Genomic DNA, 26,139 nt, shown 5'->3' with positions numbered 1-26,139 from the left:
CGGTGAATGTCGCCGACGATGTGCCGGTTTCCACCGGTGCGATCATCAACGTAACAATCAACGAGGACGCGATGGGTTCTTCGATCGCGGGCACCCTCGGGGCTCTGGTCTCGACCGGCGCCGATGGCGTCGGACGATATGGCGTCGAACTGACCAATCTCTCCCCGAGCCTGACTTCGCTGACCTCAAACGGCGTCGCGCTCACCTATGCGGTGGTCGACAACACCTTGATCGCCAAAGCTGGCTTGACGACGATCTTCACGTTCGCCGTCAATGCGCAGACAGGAGCCTATACCTTCACGCAGGTGGGTGCGCTCGACAATGTCGATAGACTGTTGATCAACGGCCACGCGATCACCCCGGCTACGGCTCTTGACACCCCCGGTTCTCATTTCGCGCTTGCGGACGTGGGAGGCAGCAATCTCGCCTTCGAAGGCCGATTGGCCGACGGCGACGCAATTATCCGCGTCACCAACGACAGCAACACGGACCGGACCTGGACCCTCGACAACCACGGCGCGGGACCGGACTACGTCCTCAACATTCCGGCGCACACGACCTGGTATGTGAATGTCGGCAATGTCGCCGACAACACGAAGTTCGATCTCGACGGAAGCGGCGCTCCGAACGGCAATACAGTGGTCAACCCGGGCCACGGTGACAATATCGTCGCCATCGATAGCGACACGTCCTTGGCCCTCGATCTTTCTTCGACGGTGACGGTGACCGACGGCGACGGCGACAGCGTCGCGCTCAACGGTCAGCTGATCGTCACGATCAACGACGACGTGCCGGTTGCCACCGGCGCGGCTCAGACGGTTACCCTCTCGGAAACGGGCCTTCCGGTCGTCGACGTCGATTTCGCCAGCCTGAACATCAATATCGGCGCCGACAGCAAGAATACCCATATAGAGATCGGCAGGGATGGTAATGGAAATCCGATCATCAACAACGACCTCACCTCCGACGGCGTGCCTTTGGAATACCTCGTTCGCACGGCGAATGGCGTCGATCAGGAAATCGTTGCGTTCAAGGCCGGCGATACGGCCGATCATCCGGTCTTCATCGTCAGCGTCTTGCATCCCGGCAGCTTTGCCGCGACGCTCTTCCAGAACCTCGATCACCCGGCTGACAGCGACAATATCTCGCTGAACCTCGTCGCTCGCGTCTTCGACGGCGATGGCGACTACGTCGACCAGCCCTTGACCATCAATGTTGCCGACAGCGCTCCGACGCTGGTTGCCAACACGACGGTGTCCGGCGACGTCGTGGAAGGTGGCTCGACGCTTGAAACGCACAGCTTCGCGTCGGGTGCGGTCAATCTTGCCATCCCGGACGTCAGCACGATCACCTCGACCATCACGGTACCCGCTGGTGGAAGTATTCACGACGTCAACGTGTCGATCGATCTCACTCACACGTTCATGGCAGACCTTGAGATCACGCTGATTGCCCCGGATGGCACGAGGGTTCGGTTGGTTGACGACAATGGCGGAGGTGGAGACCCGAACGGCACCATCAAGTTCGACGACGAAGCCGCAAGCTCCTTTACCGCTGCCACCCAGCCATATGCCGGTACATGGCGTCCGGCGATCGACCAGCTTTCCCTGTTTGACGGGAAGGGTATGGCGGGAACCTGGACGCTGGAAATAAGGGACGATCTTGGGGCCGATGTAGGCACCCTGCGCAACTGGAGCCTCGAGATCGAGGCCAGCCACGATGTATCGTCTGACACTATCGATCTTTCCTCGCTGGTTTCCGTTGGTGCTGACGATGCCAACGGCGCGGCGGTATTCGCGCTGAAAACCATCGCAACCGCGGAAAATCTCGGCACGGTTACAGCCGGCGGCCAGCAGGTGAAGGTGATTTCCGACGGAACCACACTGACCGGTTATGCCGAAGGTGCGCCGGCAACGCCGCTCTTCACCCTGACGGTTTCGGCACATGGCACGGCGACCTTCACAATGCACGGCGAGTTCGATCACGCCGCCGGCAGCGATAATCTTTCGCTCGATCTCAGTGCCTATGTTCAGGCGTTCGACGGCGACCACGATGCAGTGACGCTCGGCACCGGCCAGTTCGTCATCAATGTCGCAGACAGCTTGCCGACGGCAATCGATGTGGCTGCAGCCATGTCGGAGAACGAGAGCAAGAGCATCACATTGACCGAAGGTACTCACTACACCTTCGGCGCCGATGTGACTGGCGCTGCTCTTTCCCTCGGCACGCCGAGCTACACCGGGGTTCCCGCTGGGCTCATTCTGGGTACACCGTCGATCACGCTCGGCGCTGACGGCCACACGATCTCGATTGTCCCTGGCACGGCCTTCGACGGCCTGGCGGCGGGCCAGACCGCGGTCCTGCACATTCCGTACACCGTGACGGACGGCGATCACGACGCGGTCACGAAGGATATTGCGGTCACGATCACCGGCACCAACGATGCGCCGGTTGTCAGCGGCGCCGTCACTGGCGCGGCGACAGAGGATGGCACAGGCGCCACGCTTGACGCGCTTGCCAGTGCAAGCGACGTCGATGCCGGCACGATCCTGTCGGTCACCGGCGTGCCGGGTACTCTGCCGGCCGGCGTGATCTACGATGCGGCGACGCATTCCTTCACGCTCGATCCGAGCCATTCGGCCTACCAGTCGTTGGCATCGGGCCAGACGACGACGGTCACGGTGAACTACAGCGTCTCCGACGGCACGGTCTCGACGCCTGCTTCCGTCTCCTGGACGGTGACCGGCACCAACGATGCGCCGACTGCGGTCGTTCTGTCGAACAGCGCGGTCAACGAGAATGCAGCCGGCGCGGTGATCGGTACCTTGACAACGACGGATCCGGACGCGGGCGCTACTCATAGTTACACGGTCTCGGACAGCCGCTTCGAAGTGGTAAACGGCGTTCTGAAGCTGGTAAACGGTGTCTCGCTGGACTATGAGGCCGGCCATACGGTCAACCTGACCGTGACAGCGACGGACCAGGGCGGCTTGTCGAAGCAGCAGGCCTTCACGATCCAAGTCGGTGACGTCAACGAAGCTCCGGTCATCACCTCCGGCACGACCGGCAGCGAACCGGAGAACACGGCGGTTTCCAATGTCGTGTATCAAGCAATCGCGAACGATCCGGAAGGCGCAACGCTGATCTACAGCCTGACGGGCGCGGACGCGGCGCTGTTCAACATCTCGTCAAGCGGCGCGGTTACATTCAAGTCCTCGCCGAACTTCGAGGCGCCAGCGGATGCGAACCACGACAACGTCTACAGCATCGTGGTCAACGCCAGCGACGGCGTGAACCCGGGGGCGACGAAAGCCGTTGCCATCTCTGTAACGGATATTAACGAAGCACCTTCCATCACGTCTGGCGCGACAGGAAGCGAAGCGGAAAACACCGCAACGTCGAACGTGGTGTACCAGACGGTTGCAAACGATCCTGAAGGCGCGGCTCTGACTTACAGCCTGACGGGCGCGGATGCTGATCTGTTCAACATCTCCTCGACCGGCGCGGTTACGTTCAAGTCCTCGCCGAACTTCGAGGCGCCGGCGGATGCGAACCACGACAACGCCTACAACATCGTGGTCAATGCTAGTGACGGCGTGAACCCGGCGGCGGCGAAAGCTGTTGTCATCTCAGTGACCGATGTCAACGAGTTAGCAGGCAACGCTAACACCTATGATATCGGTAAGAGTGCTGGTGCCAACGCGGCCACGGCGCTGAATTTGAATGACAGTGCATACGTATATGTCAAATCGAATGATCCCGACATTCAGGACGCATCAACGAGTTCTTCCATCACGATCAGCGCAAAGACGCAGCAGGGAGAATATGATTACTATAAGTTTGTTGTGACCGAAAACGGGACAAAGGTCGTTCTCGACATTGACCATTCGAACTTCGACAACAGCCTAACGCTATTTAAAGCTTCGGGACCGCCAATCGCCTCCACTGATGATGCCGGTGGCGATGCGGGTTCGACGGGAAACCTGGACGCAGCAATTGTCGCAACGCTAGATGCGGGCACCTACTATGTCCGCGTGTCTGAATATTCGTCTGGAAACGCGTATGACCAATTCAAGAACTCGAGTGGTCAATACGAACTCCATGTATCGTTCACTAAGCCGAATGGCGACCCCATCATCCTCGACCTCGACCACAACGGCGTCGCCCTCACGTCCCTCGACAATGGCGTGCAGTTCGACATCAATGTCGACGGTCACAAGGATCAGATCGCCTGGACGGCCGGCAGCGACGGCATCCTGGCGCTCGATGTGGATGGCAACGGCAAGATCGACAATGGCAGCGAGATCTTCTCGCCGCACTTTGCCGGGGGTACATATGTCGACGGCCTGGCGGCGCTGGCAACGCTCGACAGCAACCATGACGGCAAGATCGATGCGGCCGACGCTGCGTTCTCGAAGCTCACCGTCTGGCAGGACCTGAACCACAACGGCATCACCGACAGCGGAGAGCTTTCGAGGCTGGCGGATCATTCGATCAGCAGCATCTCGCTCGATGCGACCGCCTCCAACTCGGAGATCAACGGCCAGTCGATCCTCGCCGATGGCAGCTACACCCTGACGGACGGCTCGGCCGGTCACTTTGTCGAGGTCGCCTTCGACACGACGCTTGGCGACAGCGAAAATGGCAGCAATGCCTATTCGCTCATCGGCAACGATGGCGATGATACCCTGTCGGGCAGCGGCGGCATGTTCACGATATCGGGCGGGGCAGGGGCTGACACCTTCGTCCTCGATGCCGATGCCCTGAACGACGTCAAGCTCGCCGATGTCATCACCGACTTCAAGGCAAGCGAGGGCGATACGCTCGACGTCTCCAAGCTCCTCGACAGCCTGCTTGGCCACGAGGCAAGCGAGGCTGAGGCACTCGCCAGCGTCAAGACAACGGTCAGCGGCACGGATACCGTCGTCAGCGTCAACGCCAATGGCGGCTGGCACGATGTGGCGGTTCTTCAGAACACCACGGAAGCGGTCAAGATCCTGTTCGACGACAAGCACGACACGACAACGGCACCGCATGTGGGCTGACGCTCGTACAAACTAGCAAAGGAAAAGGCGCCCTCCGGCGCCTTTTCCGTTTGGTATCAGCTCAGGGAGCTTCGTCTTACCGCCGCTGCACGCCATTTCGTCGGAGACGGATGTGATTGAAGTCCGGTGGCCCTCGAAGGCCGTGCCCGACGGCGTCAATGATATTCGCGTACCCTCTGCCGAGAAAGAGGCTTCGGCTAGCGGCTGGCGCACATGCGGGTGCCAACATCCTGAGCGTTCTCGACGATCGAAAGACGCCGAGCTCGTTGACGCGAACAACAACGAAGAGGGCGCCTCTCGGCGCCCTACCTTCGTTCTTGTGGCTCCTGTCAGCTCATGCGGCAGGCAGCCGCGACATCGGGATGGCGTCTTCGCTCTCGCCGCCGCGCTCCATCGCCATTTCGTCGGCCAATTGGCGGATGTGGTTGAAGTCGGTCGCTCCCTCGAAGACCGCGCCGCCGAGGCGTACGCCGATCGTCATCGGCGTGCCTTCGGCCGAGAAGGAGGCCTCGGCCACGCGCCGGCGGATACGCGTGCCGACATCCTGGGCATTCTCGACCGTCGCGCCGGGAAGAAAGACCCCGAGCTCATTGGAGGCGAGGCGGGCAACAAGATCGCCCTTTCTGACCGACGACTGGATGATTGCGGCAAGCGACTGCATAACCGTGTCGGCCCATTGCGGACCGTATCGCCGGTTGATCTCGTCGAGCGTATCGATGACGACCGCGATCATCACACCGCCTGCATCGGTGGCGATTCGCTTGCGCCGGTCGATGTAGTGTTCGACGGCAGCCGCAAAGGCCGTGCCGTTCAGTGTCTTGGTCACGCTGTCGTGGCGCGCAGTATAGTTAACCGTTTCCTGCAGTTTCCGGAGCTCGCTGACCTTGAGCTGCAAGGTCAGAAGCAGCGGAAATGCAACAAGAAGTGAAATTAAGCCCGCGCCGGCAAATCCTACCAAAAATGGTCGATCCGGCGCGATAAGGTTTAAGATAAGTAAAACGCCGACGGATCCAGCCGCAAAGCAGACAGCGCCGAGGGTGGCGATCCGAAGAGCTGAAACGATTGTGGCGGAAGAGTAACGCTGGCTGAAATTCATCGCGGTTCATGTCCGTTTGAAAGTAATGCCAGATAAACAGGTTCGGGCAAAGCCCCCGTTAAAAAATCCTGTAAAATTCTCGCTTTAGGCAGTTGTCCACCGCGATTAACTGTCTTGGCAGGAATGCTCGAAGTCGCGATTGGAATGTGGAAAGATTGGTGTTACTTACTTGCTAAAGAAAATCTTTGGTATACGGGTACGCCGGGTGAATCTGTGATGTTGAGGGGCATCGATCTTGTTTAAAGGCAAAAGAATTTTTGCAGCATTGTCTGCTACGGTTGCTTTAAGTTTTTCGTTTTATGCTGATGCCAATGCAATATCTCTGCAGCAGGCCATCGAAAAGACGATGAAAACGAATCCGCAGATCTTGCAGGCTGCGAAGGATCGTGAAGCTGTCGAGTTTGAACTTCGCCAAGCGCGCGGTTTATACTTGCCATCGGTAGATCTGGAGAGCGGAATCGGGCGTCGTCGGCTGTCGAATGCCAGCTCCGGTTCGCTGAGAGATGATAATGACTATCTGTCGCCGAGCGATGTTGGTCTTACGATCTCGCAGACACTTTATGATGGCGGCAGCCGCCGCGCTCAGGTCGAGCAGCAGGCTTCGCGCGTCGATGGCGCCTCCTTTCGGGTCCTTGAACGCTCTGAGTCGCTCGCCCTCGAAGTGACGCAGGACTATCTGGAATACGTGCTCCAGAACCAGATCGTGGCCGCTGCCAAGCAGAACGTCGCCTTCCACACGCAGATGGTCGGCGATATCGACGAGAGCATCAAGGGCGGCGCCCTGACGGACGCTGATCGCCTGCAGGGCAGCGAGCGTTTGCAGGCCGCCAAGGCGCGGCTGCGTGAAGCGCTCGAAGAGCTCGAGCAGACGAAGATCCGCTTCCTTCAGGTCGTTGGCGAGCCGATCACCAATGCGCAGACGCCGCCGTCGGTCGGCAAGTTCGTGCCGAAGACATTGAACGACGCGGTCTTTGTTGCTGGCAAGAACAGCCCGCGCATCTATTCGGCCAATGCGGATGTCAACGCAGCCGATGCCGGCGTTCGCGGCGCGCGCGCCAACTTCCTGCCGAAGGTCAACCTCGAAGGCACGGCCCGAGTCGGCAACGATATCGATGGCGATGAAGGCAACACCAACGACTACCAGGTCCGCGTCGTTGCCCGCTGGAACCTCTACCGCGGCGGCATCGATGTCGCCCGCGAGCAGGAGCAGATCCGCCGCGCCGGCGAGCAGCGCTATAATCTCGCCCAGGTCCAGCGCGAAGTCGAGCAGTCGGTCCGTTCCGCCTGGAACGAACGTGTCAGCCGCGGCGAGCTTTCCGGCATCCTGAACAAGCAGGCCTCGATCAACAACCAGCTCGTCGGTTCCTACCGCGAGCAGTTCAAGGTTGGTCAGCGCTCGCTGCTCGATGTGCTCGATGCGCAGAACACGAAATTCAACACTCAGGTTCTCGCCGATACCGCGCGCGTTGCCTCGCAGTTTGCCGAGTACAAGATCCTGGCGGCATCGGGCAATCTGCTTCAGACGATGAAGCTGAAGCCAGTCGATCAGTCCAAGCCTTATGCGCGGGAAGAGTTTGCTGTCCCCGCGAGTGTCGCGAATCCTGGATATGTCGAGCTTGATTCCCATCAAAAGGCTGGCATGCCCCTGGATCTCCTAGCGCCAATTCGACAGCAGTAGTCGAGATGGCCATGGAACAATGCTGAACGTAGCACTCGAGACTTCCAGCAGCACATCGCTGCAGACATTCAAAGCCGCGTTCAAATCCGTGGCTGCGTTCTATGGCCGACCAAGCTCCGACACGGTCCTCTTCTCCGGTCTTCCGGATGAGGTGACCGAGTCGCTTGAGGTTGACGATGTCGAACGCATGGCCGAGCGCATCGGCCTGCAGGTGATCAAGCATCAGGAGCGCGAATGCCGCCAGGGCAATTTCGATTGCCCGGCGATCGTCGCGTTTGCCGATGGCAGCGTGCTGCCGCTGCTCGAGGTCGCCGAGGACGGATCCTACGTCACGGATATCGTTCCGATTGCCGGCAGTCCGATCCGCCTGACGCGCGAAGAATTCCTGGCGCTGAAGCCGCAATTGGCGTTTGCCTTTACGCTTTACTATCAGAACGCCTCGGAGGAGGCGCTGGTCGGCAATGCCGTGGAGATCGAGAAGCGGCATTGGCTGGCGACGACGCTTGCGCCTTACTGGCGCACCTATCTACGCGTCATGGTCGCGGCGCTCTTCATCAACCTGATTGCCCTCGGCTCGCCACTGTTCACGATGAATGTCTATGACCGGGTGCTGCCGAACAAGGCGATCCCGACGCTCTGGGTGTTGGCCGCGGGGATCTCGCTTGCCTATATCTTCGACTTCCTCCTGAAGACGGCGCGGTCGTCGCTCATCGATTATGCCGGACGCAAGGCCGATCTGCGCCTGTCGCAGTTGCTCTTCGACAAGGTGCTGAATTCCACGCTCGCCTCGCGGCCGATGTCGACAGGCGAATATGCCAACCGTGTGACGCAGTATGAATTCGTTCGCGAGTTCTTCACTTCGAACACGATCGGCGTACTGATCGACAGCCTTTTCGTCTTCATCTTCCTGGCAGTTATCTATCTGATCGCCGGCTGGCTGGTGGTCATCCCGGCCGTGGCATTCGTGCTGTCCGTCGTCATCGGCCTCTACGCGCAGGCGGCGATTGGCAAGCGCATGGCGACTGCCGCCAACGAGGCCTCGCGCCGCCAGTCTCTGCTGGTGGAGACGATCTCGACCATCGAAACGCTGAAGAGCCTGCGCGCCGAAGCGACGATGCTGCGCCGCTGGCAGGAGCTAAGCAAGTATTCGAGCCGCACCAGCGAGGATATCAAGCATATCTCGACGAATGCCATCAACATGACGATGTTCATCCAGCAGATGGTGAGCGTCCTGATCGTGATTGCCGGCACCTACGAGTTCTCCGAGGGTCGCATTGCCATGGGCGCGATTGTCGCGACCGTCATGCTGGCGAGCCGTGCCGGCGCACCGCTTGGCCAGATCGCCATGACGCTGGCGCGTTTCCGCCAGGCGACCATGTCGCTACGCATCCTCGACAAGATCATGGAACAGCCGGACGATCGCCCGTCCACGGTCGGCTTCGTCAACAGGGAGATCACGCGCGGCGCCTTCAGTTTCCAGGATGTGTCCTTCCAGTATCCGGGCTCGGACTATCCCGTAATCAACAAGCTGTCCTTTACCGTGCAGCCGGGCGAACGGATCGGCATCATCGGCCGCATCGGTTCCGGCAAGACCACGCTCGGCCGCTTGCTCGACGGGCTCTTTAGCCCCTCGGGCGGCCGCATACTGATCGATGGCGTCGATATCCGCCAGTATCACATGGCCGAGGTGCGCTCGGCGGTCGCCGTGGCCGGCCAGTCGTCCGATCTCTTCTCGGGAACGGTCAAGGAAAACCTGCTCATCGGGCGCGCCGACGCGACCGATGAGGATCTCCTTGAAGTCGCCCGCATGACCGGCGTCGACGAATTCGTGGGCAATCATCCGCGCGGTTTCGACATGCCGGTCGGCGAACGCGGCACCAATCTCTCGAGCGGCCAGAAGCAGGCGCTGACGATCGCCCGTCTGCTGCTCACCAAGCCGAAGATCGTATTTCTCGACGAGCCGTCCGGCGCCATGGACCTGGCCACCGAGCGCAACCTGATTGCGCGCCTGTCGAAGGCGATCAGCCGCGACACCACGCTGTTGATCGCCACCCACCGCTACAGCATGCTTGAGCTTGTCGACCGTCTGATCGTTGTCGACAAAGGCCGGATCATCGCAGATGGGCCGAAGAATGCCGTCATCGAGGCTATGCAGCGCAAACCGGCGGGGGCACAGCCATGAGCCTCAGCAATCGTCACGACAATCCTCCGCTTCTCGCCCGTGGCATTCTGGCGTTGGTGGCCCTCGTCATTGCCAGCTTCATCGCCTGGGCGGCGATCGCTGATATCAACGAGATCGCCCGCGGCGAAGGCAAGGTCATTCCGGTGTCGAAGACGCAGATCATCCAGTCTTCGGAGCCCGGCGTCGTCCAGCAGATCGCCGTCGTCCTCGGTCAGGTTGTCCGAAAGGGCCAGCTGCTCGTCCAGCTCGACAACACGACAACGACGTCCACCCTTGGTGAATCCGTTGCCAAGGCACGCGCGCTCGGTGCCAAGGTGGCCCGATTGAAGCTCGAGGAAGCCGGTCAATACGATACGCCGTTCATTTGCCCGGAAGAGATTTTGGCCGTCGCCAAGGATGTCTGCGCAAACGAGGAGCAGCTTTTTGCTGCAGATCGTGCCAGCTACCAGAACAAGCTCGGGGTGCTGAAGGAACGGGTTCGCCAGCGCGAAAACGAACTGAGCGAAGCGCACGCCAATATCGACCGGCTCGAGCAGAATATCGATGGCGCCCAGCGGCAATACGATCTCATCAGCCCGCTGGCGAAGAAGAAGCTGGTTGCCCAGACCGAAGTCCTGAAGACAGAGCGCGACCTGACCGACCAGCAGGGCCAGCTCAAAGTCTATCAGGAGAGCATCGACCGACTGCAGGCGGCCGTGCAGGAAGCCAAGCTGCAACTTGGCGACCTTGCCCTCGAATTGCGCCAGCAGGCGCTGACGGACAAGGCGCAGGCGCTGGCCGAGCTCTCGGTCGTCGACGAGACCATTCGCGGCGCGTCTGACCGCGTCAAGCGCACCGACATCCGCTCGCCCGTCGACGGCATCGTCAACACGCTGGAGGTCAACACCATCGGTGCCTACGTGGATCCCGGCCGCGTCATTGCCGGTATCGTGCCGACCGCCGATACGCTGCTGGTCGAAGCCAAGATTTCGCCGCGCGATGTTGCCTTCGTGCGTCGCGGCCAGCCGGCCGTCGTCAAGATCACGGCCTACGATTTCTCGATCTTCGGCGGCCTCGAGGGTATCGTCGAGAACATCTCGGCCGACAGTCTCGTGGAGAAGGAAAAGGGTGAGACCTACTATCTGGTGCAGGTCAAGACCGACAAATCTGCCCTGGAGCGTGACGGCAAGTCCTATCCGATCATCCCCGGCATGGTTGCCTCGGTCGAGATCATGACCGGCAACAAGACGGTGCTGAGCTACCTGATGAAGCCGATCAACAAGGCGCGCAGCGAAGCGCTGACGGAGCGATAGGATGCTGATCGTCAAGCCAGGCAGCAATGCACTCTCCGAGCTTGAGCCGATCGATGAGCCTTTGCCGGCCATCGGCGCCGATGAGATCGAGCCGCGCTTCCGCGCCGTCGCCGGCCGCGGCGGCGAGCGACGTGGCATCCGCCTCGAACGGATCTACTGGGATGGCCTCGGCCGCATGTCGTCGGCCGGCAAGATGAGCACTGCCGACCTCGTGCACTATACTGCCTCGCAGATGCCCGAGCCCGGCAACCTCGCCTCGCTGCTGCGCGTCCTGAGCTTCAAGTGGGCGCTGCGCCGGCTGGACACCGTCGAGGACGCCTCGTCGATGGCAAACGTCAACGCCATCATTCAGGCGTCGCCGTCACCGACCATCCTGCTGACGCAGGAAAAGAAGATACAGCTCTTCAACGATCCCTTCCTGACCATGCTGCGCCAGCGGCTTCCACTTGGTGATGCCGCGCAGTTGACGAAGAGTTTGCGGTTCTCGATCGACACGCAGATCGACGAGGCCATCGCCACGCTCTATCGCAACCGCGGCAAGACGCTGAACACCGGCTTCACCATTGCCGTCGGCTCGGCCTCAATGAAGGGGCAGATCAATCTGGCGCTGGCGCCAACGCACGAGAAGTCGATGCTGATCGGCTACATCTCGCGCTACTGATCGCGCGTATCTGCGATTGGAAGGCCGACCGAACTGCAGCGCTTGGAATTTGCCACAAGGTAGGCTTCCATTTGGAGTCCCTGTAACATCGTGACGGTGGCTTATGGCGGGACTTGCGATGCGATGATGGTGCCAGTTGGATTCAGGGAGGGTGTCTCCTTCGATGAAACGAGACAGAATTGGAACGGCACTGGCGCCCGGCCATTGGTATGGTCGGCTTAGTATCCGGTTGGAACGGCGGCGTTAGTAGCTGTTTCAACTGAGCCTTCATGGTTTAGGAGAAAACTGGTTGCTCGTGATGCGCCACTTCGGTCGTCTGCTAAACCTCTCGCCTTGGTGTTGTTGTCACATGGAAGCGGGGCGAGCACCGCTGCGCTGGAGTGGCTTGCGTACCGGTTGGCACAACGGGGCTATGTGGCCTTGGCCGTAAATCACCACGGTCACACTGGCGCTGAGCCATATCGAGCGGAAGGATTTCTATGTCTATGGGAGCGCGCGAGAGATCTTAGCGTGCTCTTGAGCGACCCGTCGTGGCGGCTCGCTTTAGGCGGGACGATTGCCGATCGCGCCAATGTCGCTGGGTTTTCGGCTGGTGCTTATACCGCGATGCTTATCATGGGTGCGCCGGTCGCCTACTCCCAATTTGAACCGGGTAATCCCGTCAAGACCCCAATCTGGGGTCCGAGAGAGTTCCCCAATCTCGCTAATCAACTGCAAGAGCTTCAGGCCAATCCGATTTTCCGGGAGTCATGGGAACGGAGGCATGGCGATTATTCCGATGCCAAATTCCGAAGCGCTGCTGTGATTGCGCCCGGCCGTTCGGTGTTGGGTCTTGCTGCGGTGAGTTTGCAACGCATTCAGAATCCCATTCAGATATTTGGGGGAGATGCGGATACGGTGGTTCCTCCAACTGACTGCTGCGAATGGTTGCATAACAATGTGGCCGGTAGTTCACTCGAAGTTCTCAGCGGCGGAGTAGGTCACTACACTTTCCTGCCAGAAGGGTCGGAAACCGGAGTGAAGGCCGATCCAGAGCTATTCCACGACAAACCGGGCGCCGAGCGAAGCGCGATACACGAGCATGTGGCGCGCAGTATTGCGAACTTCTTCAACCGCGCCTGATAGTTGGAGTTCTTGCGACGATGTCGCCGCCCAAACGCCGGTGGCGGTGGCGCACTCTGGCCGTCCCGCTTTTTAGCGTCTCAGAACGCCACGCCTTCGCCCGGAGCTACCTTTTCCAGCGGCATTGCGGAGGCGACCTGCTTGGCGCCTGTGCGCGTTCCGTGGAGGTAGCCCCTGCCGTCCGCAATCGAGTAGAGCGGCACGTAGTCGGGCAGCTTCGTATCGGGCAGAACCTCGTCGCGCATGTTGTCGAGGATGAAGCGATTGCCGTTGACCGCGACGGAAAGCACCGCATGGTAGAAGTGCCGTTTCTGATCGAAGAGCACGACAACGGACATGTCCTTGAGATCGATGCCTTCGGCGTGTAGGGCCGCCATCTTCAGGATCGCGAAATCCTCGCAATCGCCCCGCTGGCGCGAGAGCGTTTCGGCGGGCGTCGCCCAGTAGTCGGCCACCTTGTAGGTATCGATGTCGCGGCTGTAGCGGATCGTGTGGTTGATGGTGACATTGACCGCGTTCAGCTTGTCGCGGATCGAGGATTGCGAGGTCTTAGTGAAGGCAACCTTGATCGCGGTCGCGGCCTCGGAGCATTTGCCGGCGCTGCAGTCGATTGCCGTTCCATCCGTCATTTCCGACAGGGAGGGTGCGAACTTCTTCAGAGCGGCGAGCCGCTTGAAGGGAATGGCGACGGTTCCGAATGCGGCGCTGCCGGTCGGCACAGCAATCGCCGGACGCGCGGCCGGCTGCTCCGGTGCGACGCTCTCCTTCACCCAGCCGGCCGGCTCGGGCTGCAGCGAGCGCGTCAGCGCAGCAACGTCGATGGTGCCGATGGCGTTTGTCGCTAGGCTGAGGAGGTTGGCGACACCACCAAGGGTCAGCGCGCGGGCGGTATCCGCAGCGAAGTCAACGGAGTACATTGCGCCTGACATCCGTGAAGACGGAAGTGCGGAGGCCGACGAAATATTCGGCGAGAACGCAAGGGAGAATGCAGAGAAAGCAAAAGCGGCGATATTGCTTATTTTTATACTGCGCTTCATGGATCGTCGTCTCTCGGTTGGTTGAGAGAAACGTACAAAACAGCTATAAAAATCAGGTATTTAAGCGTGGATAAGGTCGATATAAATTATCCATTCAAAAGAACATAAAAGTTTAGTGTGTCCATCAACCAAGTTTGGGCGAAGGGTTTGCTTTCCCGTGTTACCTGTGCAGATATGAAATCCTGCCAAAAGGCCGGAAGAGGCCGCGATTGCGAGAGTGGGGGAACAGGTGACAGTGCAGTCAATCGAGCCGGTGCAAGGCTCGCATGGTTTACGCTCGACACGGCAAGTGTCGCCTTCGGAAGACGTCGGTTCCCTGAAATTCATCAAGTCCGTTCTCGTAATGTCGATCGTCGTCGCCTGCGGCGTGCTTGCGGGTTGCCAATCCGACGTCGATGGCGTCGCCAAGCACATGAAGACCAACGACATCAAGGCGCCCTCGAGCGAGGTCGACGAGACCTTTGGAGAAACCGGAGCGGAGATCACGCTGCTGCTGCCCAAGGGCGCGACGGGCATCTACGAGGGCACCGCGCGTGACGTGCGCGACGGCGCGGGCCTGGGAGTCGGCGAACTCGGCGGCAACCAGGTCTTCGTCAAGGTTGTCGACGTGGCTTCCGGCGCCCCTGCTGCCGCGACTGCAGTCAGCGCTGCCAGGGCGCGTGGTTCCGTGCTTCTTGTCAGCTATGCATCGCCGGCCGTCACTTCCGCTGTTGCAGCGATTCCGGCTGACCAGCGACCGCCTTTGCTCAATCTCGGCGCGCCTGTGCCGCCGACATCCGGCAATGTCTACAACTTCGTTTCCGATGAGATCGATAGCGCCATCGAAGGCGTGCGGGCAGCTTCTGCCAGCGGCCATATGAAGGTGCTGGTTTTCGCACAGAGCGACTTTCCGGCTGCGGGCGAGGAACGGCTGGCAAGCGCCATCCGCGCCGGCGGCGGTACCTATCTGGGCCTTGCCCGCTACGATCTGACCGATGCTGCCGCCGCTGATGCGGTCAAGAGAGCTAGCGCCAATCTGCAGAACACCGACACCGTGCTTGTTCTGGGGAAAACGGTGATCACCACGACCATTGCCGGCGCCGTGAAAGCCAGCGGCAAGGCGAACGTCACCTTCGTCGGCACCAACGCCTGGCCGCCGCAGACTTACTCGGATCCCTCGGTGGCCGGCACGGTGATCGCCATGGTCGAGCCCGAAGGCTCGACGCTGATTGCCGAGCGCTACCATCGGCACTACAAGCGCACGCTCTCCACCGATGCGGCTTATGGCTACGACGCTGTGGCCGTTGCCTCGGGCATTGTCCGGACAAAGGGGCCGGAGGGAATGAACGCGCAGAACCTGACGAGCAAGGTCGGGTTCCGCGGCGTGACCGGGCTCTTCCGGCTGACGCCCGCCGGTACGGTGGAGCGCAAGATGAGCCTCTATTCCCTCAGCGGCGGCAAGCTGAACCTTCTGGGCGCTACGCCGGCATCGTTCTGAGTATCCAGCAGTTGCAGTCTAAGGCCGTGCCGACGCGAAGAAAGGCTCCGGGCTTTCCACTTCGATGAGCCGTCGGCGCTCGATCTGCCAGAACCGGTTGCCCACGGCGCGCACGAAGCTGCGGTCGTGGGAAACCACGAGGCAGCTCGCCTGATGGGCCATGAGCTCACCCTCCAGCGCTTCCTGCCCGTCAATGTCGAGATGGTTCGTCGGCTCGTCGAGCAGGTAGAAGTTCGGCTCCGTCAACCGCAAAACCAGCATACCGAGCCGCGCCTTCTGACCGCCCGACAGCCGCCCGACGGGACGCGACTGCATGTCGATGGTCATGCCGGCACTCGCCAGCAGCGCCCGCGCCCGCTGATCGCCGACGTCGAAACGGCGGATGATCGTCTCCATCGGCGTGTCCTTGTCCTTGAGGTCGGCAAGCGCCTGGTCGCTGTAGCCAAGTACCAGCGAAGGGGTGGCCTTGATGCCGTCCTGCGCCGTCTCCGCGTTGCCGATCGCCTTTCGCAACATGGCAATCAGCCGGGATTTGCCCGCGCCGTTCTCCCCGAGCAGTACGATCCGGTCACCCTGGCAGATGAACTGCTTGCCGGTCCGGAACAGCGGCGTGCCATCCGGCGTGCGGACCTCGGCGTCGTGGAGTGTCACCAGTACCTTGGCATGCGTGCCGCGGTTGGCGAGCTTGATCGCCCCGGCCGATCGCTCGAGATGGGCGGGCTTGGCCGCATCCTCCAGCTTCTCGGCGCGCTGCTTCAACTGCTTGGTCTTGACCACCAGCAGGTCGCTGCCGGAGTTGATGCCGATATTGTTGAGCTTCGCCGCCTGCTTGCGCAGCTGCTCGGCCGTCTTCATGTCGCGTTCGTAACGTCTCCTGTCGCCCGCATCCGCCTCGTCGAGTGCCGCCCGCGCCCGGCTGAAGGGCAGGGAAAAGACCTGTGATTGCTCCGGCCGTAGAAAGAGCGTGCGATTGGTGACGGCATCGAGGAAGGCGCGGTCGTGGCTTGAGATGATAACTGGCACATCGCGGGGCAGCGCATTGAGCCAATCCTCGAGTGCGGCTATCTTGCCGAGATCGAGGTGGTTGGTCGGCTCGTCGAGCAGCAGCGCGTCCGGCTCCATCACCCAGGTGCACGCCAGCATCGCCAGCCGCTGCCAGCCGCCGCTGAGCTGCCCGACCGGGCGGCTGCGCAAGGTTTCCGGCACGTCGAGCGAATCCAGCACGATGTCGACGCGCCAGCTTTCGTTTGCCTGCTGATCGGCGGGCAGCGCCTGCAGGACGGCATCGTGGAACGGCACGTCAAGCAGCCTGGTCGGTACGTCCTGTTCGACACAGCCGATCGTCAGCCCGCGCGACCGCGTGATCTCACCATGCGTTGCTTCCAGCGCGCCTGAAATGCAGCGCAGCAGCGTAGACTTGCCGCGGCCATTCGCGGCGACGAGCCCGAGGCGGTCGCCCGCATTGATGACGAGGTCGAGCTTGGCAAAGAGCGGTGCGCTCAGGGTGACGCCGAGATTACGGATATTGATAAGGGTCATAATCTTGCTCTGGTCTTGCCGAGCGATCACACGGGCGAGGGCATGCAGCCTTCATCGCATGCGTATGCTGAAAGCTCGGTGGATGATAGTTGCAGCCGAACTGAATGCCCGAACTGCTGCCACGAGGGGCAGACCAGGAAGAGAGTTTGTGAGAAACGGTCTCTGGTCAGCCCTGCAAACGCATCTGCAGGGCGTTGACTGGGCCACGCTGCCGGTTGAACCGGAAATAGAAATTTTGCACGCGACCCTCCTTTCTCTTTGAGTGCATAGGAGAAATAGCATCGCGCATGCAGAAATGCAACCGAAACGGTTGCATCAGGCCTTCTTCAGAAACGCCGTGCGCAGCACGAACCCTTGCCGTCGGCCGGATGCCACGCAGCTTTACGAGCCTAACTTGCACAGGGCAGTTTGGCTGCTATAAGCCCGTCGATCAGCAAATTCTTGCTTTCAGGAGAAGACCATGGCAGGCGGCGACGACGAATACGTTTATGACGAAGTGACGGGTGAATGGCGTCCGGCTTCGGAACTGGCTGCCGCCGGGCAGGGGACTAGCGAGGTTCGAGATGCTTCCGGAAACGTCCTCAAGGATGGCGATTCCGTCACCCTCATCAAGGATCTGAAGGTCAAGGGGGCCAATCAGACCCTGAAGCAGGGTACTGTCATCCGGTCGATCCGGTTGACGGATAACCCTGAAGAGATCGACTGCCGCCACGACACCATCAAAGGCCTTGTCTTGCGCACGGAGTTCGTGCGCAAGCGTTGAGTGGCGTGATTGGCGGAGCACTATTGGGCGTGGGGCAGGATGAGGGCGGCAGCGTCCTTTCCGGTCAGCGCTTCAAACTCCCCAGGATACCGCGCACCAGTGCCCGGCCGACCTGTGTCGCGACCGTACGAGCGACGCTCTTCATCGCGGCTTCGACGACCGTCTCGCGCTGGTAGCCGGACGAGCGGGCGCGACCCTCGGTCTTGCTCTGCTGCTCGGTGTCGTCATCGCCGAAGCCCGGCAGCGTCCAGCGGCCCGAGGCACTGCCCTCGGTCGGCTGCGTCGGCTGTGCCTGCTTGGCTGCGTCGGAGTCGGACGCCTTCTTGGCGCGTGCCGCTAGGATCTCGAAGGCGGATTCGCGGTCGAGATCTTCGTCGTAGACGCCGAGCACCGGGCTCTTGTCCATCACCTGCTGGCGCTCCGGATCGGTCAACGGACCGACGCGGCCTGACGGCGGGCGGATTAGCGTCCGCTCGACGATCGAGGGCGCGCCCTTGGCCTCCAGCGTGGACACCAGCGCCTCGCCAGTGCCGAGCGTGGTGATGACGGTGGCGCAATCGAAGGTAGGGTTGGGACGGAAGGTGTCCGCGGCCGTCTTCACCGCCTTCTGCTCGCGCGGGGAATAGGCGCGCAGCGCGTGCTGGACGCGGTTGCCGAGCTGCGCGAGTACGGTCTCCGGCACGTCTAGCGGATTCTGCGTCACAAAATAGACGCCGACGCCCTTCGAGCGGATGAGGCGCACGACCTGTTCGACGCGTTCAATCAGCACCTTCGGGGCGTCGTTGAAAAGGAGATGCGCTTCATCGAAGAAGAAGACGAGGTTCGGCTTCTCGGGATCTCCCACCTCAGGCAATTCCTCAAAGAGTTCGGAGAGCAGCCATAGCAGGAAGGTTGCGTAGAGCCGCGGGTTCATCATCAGCTTGTCGGCGGCGAGCACCGAGATCTGGCCATAGCCGCGGTTGTTGGTCCGCATGATGTCGGTGATCTTGAGTGCGGGTTCGCCGAAGAAATGCTCCGCGCCCTGTTGTTCCAGCACGAGCAGGCCACGCTGGATCGAGGCGACCGACGACTTCGAGATCAGGCCGAACTGGCTGGAAAGCTCCGTCGCGTTCTCCGCCATGTAGTTCAGCAGCGAGGAGAGGTCCTTGAGGTCGAGCAGGGGCAGGCCGCCCTGGTCTGCGATCTTGAAGGCGATGTTGATGACGCCTTCCTGTGGCTCGGAGGCATCCATCAGGCGCGCGAGCAGCAACGGCCCCATTTCGGCGATCGTGGTGCGGACGCGATGGCCCTTTTCGCCGAAGAGGTCCCAGAAGATGACCGGGAATTGGTCGAATTCGTAGTCGTCGAAGCCGATCTGCTCGGCGCGCTTGGTGAGAAAATCCTTCGGCTCGCCCTTGGCGGCGATGCCCGAGAGGTCGCCCTTGATGTCGGCGCAGAAGACAGGTACGCCGGCCTTCGAGAAGCCCTCGGCGAGCACCTGCAGCGTCACCGTCTTGCCGGTGCCGGTGGCGCCGGTCACCAGGCCGTGGCGATTCCCGAATTTCAGGTCGAGATATTCCGGCTTGTTGATGCTGTCGTCCGGATTGCGGCTGACGCCAACGAAAATCTTGCCATCCTCGAGCATTTCGAAAATTCTCCCTGCGGCCGTCGGCGCCGATTGCGTCAAAATGCGGAGCATGGTTTTCCGCACGGTCATTGTAATATCGCCTCTCTGTTATAAGCAGGGAGTTCAGTGCGGACAACTGTCTGCATTAAAAGGAAAAGTGGGATAAAGCCTGCTTCCGCGGCGCGCGGCTTGAGTTGCTCCGCAAGTTCGATTAACGTTGACGTTAACGTCAAAAATAGGAGGCTGACAATGAATGAAATCGTAGACCAGATCGCCGCGCGTGTGGGTATCACTCCAGAGGTGGCCGAAAAGGCGGTGGGCATGATGCTCGGCTTCCTGCAGCGTGAAGCGGCAGACGGTCCGGTCGCCAAGATGATCGAGGCCATTCCGGGCGCTTCCGATCTCGTCGCCAAGTACAATGGCGAGGGCAATGGCAATGGCGGCGGGATCCTCGGCAGCATCATGGGCGCGCTTGGCGGCGGTGGCATCATGGCGCTCGGCCAGCAGCTGATGTCGGCAGGCCTCGGCATGGGCGAGATCACGACGCTTGCCAAGGAAACCATCGCGGTCGCTGAGCAGCACGCTGGCAAGGAAGTCGTCGACGAGGTTGTTGACTCGGTGCCGGGTCTCAGCCAGTTCGTCTGAGCGACAAGTCAAGACTTTCGGCGGGCGGGCTTGTTCCCGCCCGTTTGCATTTGTAGCTATGGCGTTACGCCGAGCAAGGTCAGCCAGGTTTGCGACCGGTCGCTGGCAGCCTTGCGCCCGGCATCGTCAAGCGCGCGAGGCCCGCAGTAACGCTCGATGTTGGTCCGGTCGGCGTCGTTGATCTGAGGATTGCGCGATGCGGCGATAACCTGACGCCAGGCGCAGCCGAGAACGGGCTCGACAACGATGCCTTTGTTGCAACCGGTGCTCAGGCAGAAAGAGACTTTCCGCTGACTTTCGATGCGGCCGGCGATCGCATCGGCGTAAAGGCCGGTCCAGGCCGCACGAATTTCTTCGCAGCGCTCGGCGGCGTCGCTTTGGTGGCAACTGATCTTCGGCACATAGCTGTCCGCAGGCGGCCAGTCGGCAACCTCGGCGAGGCTGACGCATCCACAGGCAAGAAGAGCTGCGGCAATCAACTGCAACATCGGGCTCCTTTGCTTGGCGCAAACGGCAAGAGAATCACGCGAGACAAGCTCAAGGATTTCTTTACTCGCTGAAGGAGCATTTCTGAAGCGTCATTGCATCAGGTTCGGCAAGGCAAGCTGTCAATGCTTGCTCTTCGTTTCCCTTGCCAGCTGAAGGATGACGTCGTCAGCCGCGTCGGCCAGTGCCATCGCGATTTCAGCCGCCTTCCATCCCCGCTTCTCACCGTTGCGGATGAGTTCGAAGAGGATGGGCTCGAACTCCGACCGGCAAGTCTCCATACGTTGATCGGAAATCGAACGATTCTTAGACAAATGAGTATCTGCCATGTCAATACCCCAAAACCCTCAAGATAGATTTAGCAAGGCGGTGGAAGAGCGCAAGTAAATATATTAATCGAGCTTTAACAATTTCGACTAATATATACTTTATTCGCTAAATGATAGAAAAACGCAAGAAGGGCTCGTCGGGGTTGGACGAGCCCCGCCTTCTTTGTCGCACTGGAATAGCAACGCGGTCAGCAGGAAAAGCTTCTCCGTACAAGCTGGGAGGGTCAACGCATCCATATTTTGTATAGCGTACCGTAAATGTGCTGCGATGGATCACACCAACACATTCATGATACAATATTTCCGCTCGTCATGCGGGAAGCATTGCGAAATTCTTTTCCGCTTTACTTTAGTTAAAAGTGCATTTCTGAAATTACTTTCGGTCATGGTTGTGGATGATCACACCCAGTTCGTGCCATTCTCGGCCATCGCGCCGGATGAGATTCTCGGCGCAAGACGGACCCATGCTCCCCGGTGCATAGGCCTCCGGGGTTTCACTGCTTTTCGCCCATATATCGAGGAACGGCTGCACCGCCGCCCACCCGGCTTCGATGCCGTCGGCGCGCTGAAACAACGTCTGGTCGCCGATAAAGAGATCATAGAGAAGTGACTCGTATCCAGTCATCTTGCCGATGTCGAATTTGTCGGCATAGCGGAAGTCGAGCGAGACGGGGACGGTGTCGACGGAAAGGCCAGGCGACTTGATTGAGATCTCCATGCTCAGCCCTTCATCCGGCTGCACCTGGATGACCATCTTGTTTGGCGGCAGGTTGCGCTGGACATCTGTCTCGCGAAACTGCGCGAAGGGCACTTGCCGGAAGGTTATGACGATCTCGGTATCGCGCGCCCTCATCGCCTTGCCGGTTCTGAGATAGAATGGCACGCCCGCCCAGCGCCAAGAGTCCACATAGAGCTTCAGCGCCACGAAGGTTTCGGTGTTGCTGCCGGGCGAGACGTCCTTCGTCTCCCGGAACGCCGTAATATCGTTGCCATCGAGCTTGCCGGCCGTATAGGCGCCGCGTACGGCATGGGCAACTGCTTCCTCTGGCGTGTAGATGCGCAGCGCGCTCAGCGCCTTGCTTTTTTCTGTACGGATCGCTTCCGCACCAAAGCCGTTCGGAGCCTCCATCGCGATCATTGCCAGTAACTGGAACAGGTGATTGGGGACCATGTCGCGCAGCGCGCCGGTGGCGTCATAGAATTTGCCGCGGGTGCCGACGTCGACCGTTTCTGCGGCGCTGATCTGCACGTGGTCGATATAGTTGTTGTTCCAGAGGGCTTCGATCATCATGTTGGCGAAGCGGGCGGTGAGAATGTTCTGCACCGTTTCCTTCCCCAGGAAATGGTCAAGACGATAGACTTGGCTCTCTGAGACGTTGCCGAGGATGCGGGTGTTCAACGCGCGGGCCGAGGCGAGGTCGGTGCCGAACGGCTTCTCGATTGCAATGCGCCGGAAGCATCCATCGGCCTCCCTGGTCAGCCCATGCGCGGCAAGCTTTTCGACCAGCGGTCCGAAGAACTGCGGCGGCACGGCGAAATAGAAGGCGGCGTTGCAGCTCGTCAGGTGCTTCTTGATTTCGAGGAATATTTCGTCCTGCGTGAAATCGCCTGAAATGTAGGAAATGCGCTGGCGCAGCCGCCGCCATGCCTCGTCCGTCTCCGGTCGGATCGGATCGCTCAGCCCCGCGAGGAAGCTATCCAGCCGCGCTACCAGCGAAGCGTCATCGCCGGGGTCTATCCCGACGCCGAGAATCTTCAGGTCGTCACCGACCAGCCCGCTTCGCGTCAGATTGATGATCGCCGGTATCAGCAGGCGCCGCGTCAGGTCGCCGGTGGCGCCGAAGATGACAAGTGTGGCTGGCGGAATAGGTGCGGCGTCCATGAAGGTCTCCTCGCTGTTCCCGTCGACTATAGTGCGTGCTGGTGCGGCGACAAGCAGCAGCATGCCGCTCGCCCATTGCAGGGTAATGTCAGCCGAGCTAGCCGCCGTCCTGTTGGTTAGCCCTGGCGCCTTGGCACAACCGCCCCTCAGCCCTTGACGGCCACCATGAAGATCCGCGGGAACCGCAGCAAGACGCGACCGTCCGACATCTTCGGGTAGGCCTTTTCAACGCGGCCGAGATAGTCTGCCAGGAATGCTTCACGGTGCTCTTCGCCGGCGTGATCAAGATAGGGCCTGAAGCCCGTTCCCTTGACCCATTCGACGATCGCCGCGGCATCCGCCATGGGATGGTTGTAGGCGGTATGCCAGATGTCGACGCGGGCAGCCTTGCCGATGAGCCGGCTGTAGTAGGTCGACGGCGGTGGCAGCGACTGACGGCGAACGCTTTTGGCTTCGAAGGCGGCTTTCCAAGGCCCGGCGTGTGCCGTCTCCTCCATCAACAGATGCGTGGGCTCGGTCAGATTGTCAGGCATCTGCACCGCCAGCACACCGCCTGGCGCAAGTCCGTCCATCAAGCGATCGAGAATGTCGAGATGGTTCGGCAGCCATTGGAAGACGGCGTTTGCAAAGAGCAGGTCTGCCGGTTCGCTCGGTTGCCAGATGGCAAGGTCGGCCTCGACGAAGGGCGTGCCGGGCATACGCTTGCGGGCGGCTTCCAGCATATTCAGGTCGCTGTCCAGGCCGGAAACGCCGGTTGCCCCGAAACGCTCGACAATCAGCTCCGTCGAATTGCCCGGCCCGCAGCCGAGATCCACGGCGTGACGGACGCGCTCGAGCGGCACCTGCGCCAACAGATCGCGTGCAGGGCGCGTGCGTTCATCCTCAAATTTGACATACTGGCTGGCAGACCATGCCATGGGTCTTCTCCCCTGTTATGCAGCTGTCCCGGAACGCTGAACGCGCACCTTGTCGATGTTGCGGCCATCCGGCCTCGCGAGTGGGTTCGTCCGTCGCAGCAGACGCTTGATACCAGCGGATGAGGCCGGCGAGCGCCAAATTCAGGGAACGGAGAGCAAGAGGCCCGCAAGAACTCGCCCTTATCGCCGCTATATGACAGTATTTCTTGAAAGGGAGAAGAGGGCCGCCCGACCGCATGCCCGGGCGGAGCTTAAAAATGTCAGGCCGCCAGGATGGTGATGCCGTGGGCGTTGGCTGCGGCCTTCATGCGCTCCATCGTTTCCGCGGAAGGCGTCGCCTTCGGCGGTTCCTGCGAGCCGGCAGCTTCCAGGAATTCCGCCATCTCGCTGTCGACGATCGCCGAGAAGACGGCGGCTTCGGGACCGGGATTGGAATAGGCGTGCGGCTGGTTCGCCTCGATGCGGACAATGTTGCCTGCCGTGGCTTCGAATTCTTCCAGGCCGTTCTCCATCGCGCGGCGAATGGTCAGCCGGCCTTCAATGATCCGGAAGACTTCGGGGCTCGCATGGCGGTGCAGCGGCGTCCGGCTGCCCGGTGGCACGGTAATATCGAAGATGTTGAGCCAGGCTCCCTGCAGACGAGCCCGTCGCTCGATCCGATCGCCCAGCACGAAGAACACCTTCGCGCTCGCCTGGGCAGGCGCTTTCACAAATGAGTTGGACATCATGTCTCGCTTTTCTTTTTCTTGGCGGCGAGCCCGTTAGACTTTTCCGAAGCCCTTGGCAACCCGCAGCCGCCGATCGTCGCTGTCGCGATTTGTCCCGGCGCATATGGGTTCTTGCATTTGCCGCTTCAAGCGGCGGCACTCTCTTGGCCGACTTTCTGCGCCGCCAGAATGCGTTTGGCGACTTCCTCCAAGGCTTTCGCGTTGTCCTTGGCGATGGATCCGGCGATGGCTTCAGCGCTGCAATATTGCCCGGCGAGGCATCATCGAGAGCGTCGTTTTCCTTCTGTGTCAGTTGCCGATCGAGACGGAAATAATCCAGGCTCTGGACGTCGGCATCCGTGACAACGGTGGAGCAATAGAGATCGGTGCCGGTAGGATTGAGGAGTGCATTCGCCTGGTAGGAAGCCGTGCTTGCCTGTCCCTGCATCAGGATTGAAATCGAAGGCGTATCATGGGCGGGATGCATCCACCGATGGCGCCCCAGTCCTTCTTGTCTGTATTCGACATGAAAAGCGCCGCGCGCTGCGGATGTCATAGGCGGGTATGAGGACAGTGGACAGACCCTTGTCCAGCGTCGCTGTTCCCAGCCGCTGCTTCAGCTTTGCCTCAAGCACATCAGCATCGTAGCTCGGATCGTTAAGGCCGAACGGATTGAAGACGTCGGAAAGAGAGGACTCCCGGAAAGTATCGGCGCCTAAGTTTGCGTAAAGACCGAGCAGATCGGCCGGTGTGCAGGCTGCCTCGCCGGCTTTTGATGGGTGAGGGCAGGTCAGGCCGGCCGCAATGATGCCGCCGGTCGAGGTCCCCGCGATCAAGTCGAAGGCCTTGTGCAGCGGCAGCCCGTCACGTTGCTTTGCCAGTTCCACCAGGATGACGGCTGGAATGATGCCGCGGATACCGCCGCCGTCGATCGAAAGAATAAAACGCGTTGCCATTTGCCCCTCCACACCGGTTTATCCGGTCATGGAGAGTATGAATTACAACCATAGTAATATTACAAACTGAAGCGCTCTTTTTGGTTGAAGCTGGTTGTGGGGCTGGCGGTCAGAACTGCGTGATGACGCTGATCCCGACGCCTTCGGCTCGATCCAGCGTCATCAAGCCTGGAATTGCCTCCTCAAGTGCGATGCGCCGGCCGATCAGCTTCTGCGGCGCGATCTTGCCGGTCGTGACCATCGACAGCATCGCATCGTAGCGCCAGGCCTGCATGCCATGGCTGCCGTAAATCTCCAGCTCGTGACTGATCACTTGCGCCATCGGAATCTGCGGCGTCGCGTAGTCGTCGAGCATCAGGCCGACCTGCACGTGCCGCCCGCGCCGGCGAAGGTTCTTGATCGAGTTGAAGCAGGTGACCGGATGGCCGAGTGCGTCGATCGAGACATGAGCGCCACCCCTGGTGATCTCGCGCACCGCCTCCGCCACGTCGGCGACGCTGCTTGCGTTGATCGTCGCCACCGCGCCGCATTCGCGGGCGAAGGCAAGCTTCTCGTCGGAAAGGTCGATGCCGATCGCGTTGGCTCCGAGTGCCGTTGCAATCATGATCGCCGAAAGGCCGACACCGCCGCAGCCGTGCACGGCGATCCATTCGCCAGGGCCGGTGCGCGCGTGATCGACGACGGCGCGAAATGATGTCGCGAAGCGGCAGCCGAGGCTT

The 26,139-nt window shown here is 60.6% G+C and carries 20 protein-coding genes; 9 read left to right on the top strand and 11 right to left on the bottom strand.

Going from position 1 to position 26,139, the window contains the following annotated elements; genetic code table 11:
• The first annotated feature begins 71 nt into the window (after positions 1 to 71).
• Complete coding sequence (locus PMI09_RS04305; protein ID WP_210160817.1) at positions 72 to 5,045, top strand: beta strand repeat-containing protein; 4,974 nt, start codon at positions 72 to 74, stop codon at positions 5,043 to 5,045.
• A gap of 334 nt (positions 5,046 to 5,379) precedes the next feature.
• Here PMI09_RS04305 and PMI09_RS04300 read toward each other — a convergent pair whose 3' ends face one another.
• Positions 5,380 to 6,003, bottom strand: a complete 624-nt coding sequence (locus tag PMI09_RS04300; RefSeq protein WP_244423722.1) for a GGDEF domain-containing protein — start codon at positions 6,001 to 6,003, stop codon at positions 5,380 to 5,382.
• 454 nt (positions 6,004 to 6,457) lie between these two features.
• Between PMI09_RS04300 and PMI09_RS04295 the strand changes: the two genes are divergently transcribed.
• The 5 genes from PMI09_RS04295 (at position 6,458) to PMI09_RS32605 (ending at position 13,076) form a co-directional block, all read left to right on the top strand.
• Entirely contained in the window at positions 6,458 to 7,819 is a 1,362-nt protein-coding gene (locus PMI09_RS04295) for a TolC family outer membrane protein (protein WP_037081881.1), read from the top strand.
• A gap of 19 nt (positions 7,820 to 7,838) precedes the next feature.
• On the top strand, positions 7,839 to 10,001 hold the full coding sequence (locus PMI09_RS04290; protein WP_007789234.1) for a type I secretion system permease/ATPase: 2,163 nt from the start codon (positions 7,839 to 7,841) through the stop codon (positions 9,999 to 10,001).
• Entirely contained in the window at positions 9,998 to 11,293 is a 1,296-nt protein-coding gene (locus tag PMI09_RS04285; RefSeq protein ID WP_007789232.1) for an HlyD family type I secretion periplasmic adaptor subunit, read from the top strand. Before PMI09_RS04290 ends, PMI09_RS04285 begins: the two co-directional genes overlap by 4 nt.
• A 1-nt stretch (position 11,294) precedes the next feature.
• On the top strand, positions 11,295 to 11,954 hold the full coding sequence (locus PMI09_RS04280) for a ribbon-helix-helix domain-containing protein (RefSeq protein WP_007789230.1): 660 nt from the start codon (positions 11,295 to 11,297) through the stop codon (positions 11,952 to 11,954).
• A gap of 510 nt (positions 11,955 to 12,464) precedes the next feature.
• The gene (locus PMI09_RS32605; protein ID WP_007789229.1) at positions 12,465 to 13,076 is read left to right on the top strand and encodes a hypothetical protein; all 612 of its coding nucleotides are present in this window, start codon (positions 12,465 to 12,467) and stop codon (positions 13,074 to 13,076) included.
• 80 nt (positions 13,077 to 13,156) lie between these two features.
• Here PMI09_RS32605 and PMI09_RS04270 read toward each other — a convergent pair whose 3' ends face one another.
• The gene (locus tag PMI09_RS04270) at positions 13,157 to 13,993 is read right to left on the bottom strand and encodes a transglutaminase-like cysteine peptidase (RefSeq protein WP_244423721.1); all 837 of its coding nucleotides are present in this window, start codon (positions 13,991 to 13,993) and stop codon (positions 13,157 to 13,159) included.
• A gap of 349 nt (positions 13,994 to 14,342) precedes the next feature.
• Between PMI09_RS04270 and PMI09_RS04265 the strand changes: the two genes are divergently transcribed.
• Positions 14,343 to 15,590, top strand: a complete 1,248-nt coding sequence (locus PMI09_RS04265) for a hypothetical protein (protein ID WP_007789225.1) — start codon at positions 14,343 to 14,345, stop codon at positions 15,588 to 15,590.
• An 18-nt stretch (positions 15,591 to 15,608) separates the two neighbouring features.
• On the opposite strand, the gene PMI09_RS04260 is transcribed toward PMI09_RS04265, so the two are convergent.
• Complete coding sequence (locus PMI09_RS04260) at positions 15,609 to 17,129, bottom strand: ABC-F family ATP-binding cassette domain-containing protein (protein WP_007789223.1); 1,521 nt, start codon at positions 17,127 to 17,129, stop codon at positions 15,609 to 15,611.
• Positions 17,130 to 17,589: 460 nt separating this feature from the next.
• Between PMI09_RS04260 and PMI09_RS04255 the strand changes: the two genes are divergently transcribed.
• Positions 17,590 to 17,892, top strand: coding sequence for an alkylphosphonate utilization protein (locus PMI09_RS04255; RefSeq protein WP_007789221.1), 303 nt, complete (start codon positions 17,590 to 17,592; stop codon positions 17,890 to 17,892).
• Between the two features lie 64 nt (positions 17,893 to 17,956).
• On the opposite strand, the gene PMI09_RS04250 is transcribed toward PMI09_RS04255, so the two are convergent.
• The gene (locus PMI09_RS04250) at positions 17,957 to 19,516 is read right to left on the bottom strand and encodes a helicase HerA-like C-terminal domain-containing protein (protein ID WP_037081879.1); all 1,560 of its coding nucleotides are present in this window, start codon (positions 19,514 to 19,516) and stop codon (positions 17,957 to 17,959) included.
• Between the two features lie 231 nt (positions 19,517 to 19,747).
• On the opposite strand from PMI09_RS04250, the gene PMI09_RS04245 reads away from it, so the two are divergent.
• Positions 19,748 to 20,143: a hypothetical protein gene (locus PMI09_RS04245; RefSeq protein WP_007789214.1), complete on the top strand. Its 396-nt coding sequence runs from the start codon at positions 19,748 to 19,750 to the stop codon at positions 20,141 to 20,143.
• 56 nt (positions 20,144 to 20,199) lie between these two features.
• On the opposite strand, the gene PMI09_RS04240 is transcribed toward PMI09_RS04245, so the two are convergent.
• The 7 genes from PMI09_RS04240 to PMI09_RS04210 all read right to left on the bottom strand — a co-directional run.
• The gene (locus tag PMI09_RS04240; protein ID WP_007789212.1) at positions 20,200 to 20,631 is read right to left on the bottom strand and encodes a hypothetical protein; all 432 of its coding nucleotides are present in this window, start codon (positions 20,629 to 20,631) and stop codon (positions 20,200 to 20,202) included.
• A 120-nt stretch (positions 20,632 to 20,751) separates the two neighbouring features.
• A complete protein-coding gene (locus PMI09_RS31210; protein WP_007789209.1) occupies positions 20,752 to 20,958 on the bottom strand; it encodes a hypothetical protein in 207 nt (68 codons plus the stop codon).
• Between the two features lie 373 nt (positions 20,959 to 21,331).
• A complete protein-coding gene (zwf, locus tag PMI09_RS04230) occupies positions 21,332 to 22,840 on the bottom strand; it encodes a glucose-6-phosphate dehydrogenase (protein WP_007789207.1) in 1,509 nt (502 codons plus the stop codon).
• A gap of 146 nt (positions 22,841 to 22,986) precedes the next feature.
• A complete protein-coding gene (gene tam, locus PMI09_RS04225; protein WP_007789205.1) occupies positions 22,987 to 23,757 on the bottom strand; it encodes a trans-aconitate 2-methyltransferase in 771 nt (256 codons plus the stop codon).
• 260 nt (positions 23,758 to 24,017) lie between these two features.
• Positions 24,018 to 24,485 carry a cupin domain-containing protein gene (locus tag PMI09_RS04220; RefSeq protein ID WP_037081872.1) on the bottom strand — a complete coding sequence of 156 codons (468 nt, stop codon included), beginning with the start codon at positions 24,483 to 24,485 and terminating at the stop codon, positions 24,018 to 24,020.
• Positions 24,486 to 24,934: 449 nt separating this feature from the next.
• Complete coding sequence (locus PMI09_RS32030; RefSeq protein ID WP_007789201.1) at positions 24,935 to 25,420, bottom strand: patatin-like phospholipase family protein; 486 nt, start codon at positions 25,418 to 25,420, stop codon at positions 24,935 to 24,937.
• A 109-nt stretch (positions 25,421 to 25,529) separates the two neighbouring features.
• Positions 25,530 to 26,139 (bottom strand): zinc-binding dehydrogenase (locus tag PMI09_RS04210; RefSeq protein ID WP_007789199.1); only part of this gene is annotated, 610 nt, incomplete at its 5' end.

The organism is Rhizobium sp. CF122, assembly GCF_000282035.1.
Lineage (GTDB): Bacteria > Pseudomonadota > Alphaproteobacteria > Rhizobiales > Rhizobiaceae > Rhizobium.
This window is presented reverse-complemented; position numbering and strand designations above follow the sequence as displayed.